At 41.8% G+C, this 2,179-nt stretch carries 3 protein-coding genes; all 3 read right to left on the bottom strand.

Annotated elements, in window-relative coordinates:
- Positions 1 to 270 precede the first annotated feature (270 nt).
- Positions 271 to 1,176, bottom strand: a complete 906-nt coding sequence (locus ACTHS3_RS11800; RefSeq protein WP_070849820.1) for a TIR domain-containing protein — start codon at positions 1,174 to 1,176, stop codon at positions 271 to 273.
- The gene (locus ACTHS3_RS11795) at positions 1,177 to 1,440 is read right to left on the bottom strand and encodes a hypothetical protein (RefSeq protein ID WP_049351259.1); all 264 of its coding nucleotides are present in this window, start codon (positions 1,438 to 1,440) and stop codon (positions 1,177 to 1,179) included.
- Positions 1,441 to 1,603: 163 nt separating this feature from the next.
- On the bottom strand, positions 1,604 to 2,179 hold a 576-nt coding region (locus ACTHS3_RS11790), incomplete at its 5' end, for a DHHA1 domain-containing protein (RefSeq protein WP_440368019.1).

The raw sequence follows: 2,179 nt of genomic DNA, 5'->3' as shown, positions 1-2,179 counted from the left end.
CTGGATTACGGCATGGTTTGGAATCATTCGGTAGCAACAAAAACCGCGTGCGTGCGTACCGCACACACCCTACACCTCAATCTTAAGGTTTGCGTCGCCCGCAGTGGTAGGGTGTGTGGTCTAGCCACGCACGCGGTTGACAGGGGTGCGGGCTACGGCTTGCTGAAAACGGGGTTTGGGTTTTCAGACGGCCTTACAAAGATTTAAAACTGACGATTAGTTGGAAAACTTGGATTTGTAGGTCGGGCATTCATGCCCGACCTACTGCTGCTAACACAGTATATTTAGATCAATGGAATATCCTGCTTGTTTCAATTCGATAGCTAATTTTAACTTCCATCCTCCCGCGTCATCTACTTTCTGGTATACGACACCACTAATATCTGATGGAAATTCAACCTCTTCTTTAACCAATGCACACACTTTATTTCTTCCTAGTTTCCCTATAAGATAACCATGTTCAAAAACAACATTTTGTCTGGCTCTTGGTTTTAAATCGGTATCTAAATTACTTAACTTTTGACCACCAATATCACAGGGTGTATATAGAACAATTCCAAATCCAACATTCGTATATTCTTCAATTTTTTCAATAATAGTTTTTCCTGAGTTTGGTTGCTCATGTAGAATTATTGCGGATAAACCTAGTTTTTCAATAAGTCTTGCCACTTCTACTTTTAATAAATCATCTCTCCCATGCACTATAAATACGTTATTAGATACTATTGATGAGTTCTTTACTTCCATATTAGCCCCTTTCCTTGTGATGTAATTTTTATAATCTCGAGCAAATGGTATTAATACCTGCCTATTAAAGCTATGAATTCCTGCAATAATTTTATTGCCGCTATAGAAATAGTGATGGCAAAAATCAAGTACTTCGTTGGTATCATTAGATAACCAATTTACCAGCAAAATAATATAGCCCAATCTTTCTTTCATATCTGTTGGTAACAATAATTTTGAGCTACCAACAAAACTACCACCTGTGTTAGAGCTATCTTCTAGAAGTTTTTCTAAGTTTAAATTTTCTGTTAGCTCATCGTTGTGAACTTTTAAAACTTCATCATTTAATAGTTCGTTTAACCTTTTTAATGACCATTCAAAAGTTTGCAGTTCCGATGATTGCAAGTCCAATATAGCATTATTAATTTCTTCAAAAATATCTAATCCCATTTATTCACCTTTTTTGAGTCGTGCTTCGGCTGCTTCCCTAATAATTTCACTACGTGCATTTTCCTTGAGTCCCTCTAATAGCGAAGAAATTATTGGATTATTAATTTCATCTCCTGCTATTGAATCAAGACCATAATTATATTCCTGAATGGCTGATTCAATACTCAAAGGGTCAAATGGATCAAATTTAAGATTAATTGGTTGCGCCTCTAATTCGTTAAGTATCAGTTCTAGCTTATTGAGATTTTTCAAAAGAGATTTCATTTCAAATCCTTTGAGTTAAAAATATAATGATTATAGGATATATAAGGTTGGAGCATGCTCCAACATTCTTATATTTCACAAAATCTGTTGGATCGAGACCCAATCTACGGCTAGATAGTTGGCAAAGGCCGTCTGAAAACACGTTTCAGACGGCCTTTCCACATCAAGCCAGCTTCGCGCCGACCCAGTCTTTCACACTCTCAATCATCGCGGGCAGTTTCTCCGCATCGCTGCCGCCTGCCTGTGCCAAATCCGGTCTGCCGCCGCCTTTGCCGCCGACTTGTTCGGCTGCAAATTTGACCAGATCGCCTGCTTTGACTTTGGCAGTCAACGGTTTGGATACGCCTGCGCACAGGGAAACTTTGCCGTCGTTGACTGCGGCGAGCAATACGATGGCTTGTTCTGATTTACCGGTCAAGTCGGTCACGATTTCGCGCAGGGCGGCTGCGTCGGCTTCGATTTGGGCAGCAACGAGTTTGGCTGCGCCCAGGTCTTTTGCATCGTCCAAGAGTTTGGCGCCTGCATGGACGGCGAGTTCGGCTTTGGCGCGTGCCAATTCTTTTTCCAATGCTTTGGCGTGTGCCGCGCCTGCTTGAATTTTCGCCAGTACGTCTTTTTCGGTTTGGGCTTTGGTTTCGGCAATAATGTCTTTAACCAAGCGTTCTTGATCTTGCGCCCATTTGAGTGCGTTCAGGCCGGTGATGGCTTCGATACGGCGCACGCCTGCGGCAATACCGCC

This window comes from Neisseria sp. P0009.S007 (assembly GCF_051962515.1).
The sequence above is the reverse complement of the archived record's forward strand: the minus strand, read 5'-3'. Positions and strand labels throughout refer to the sequence as shown.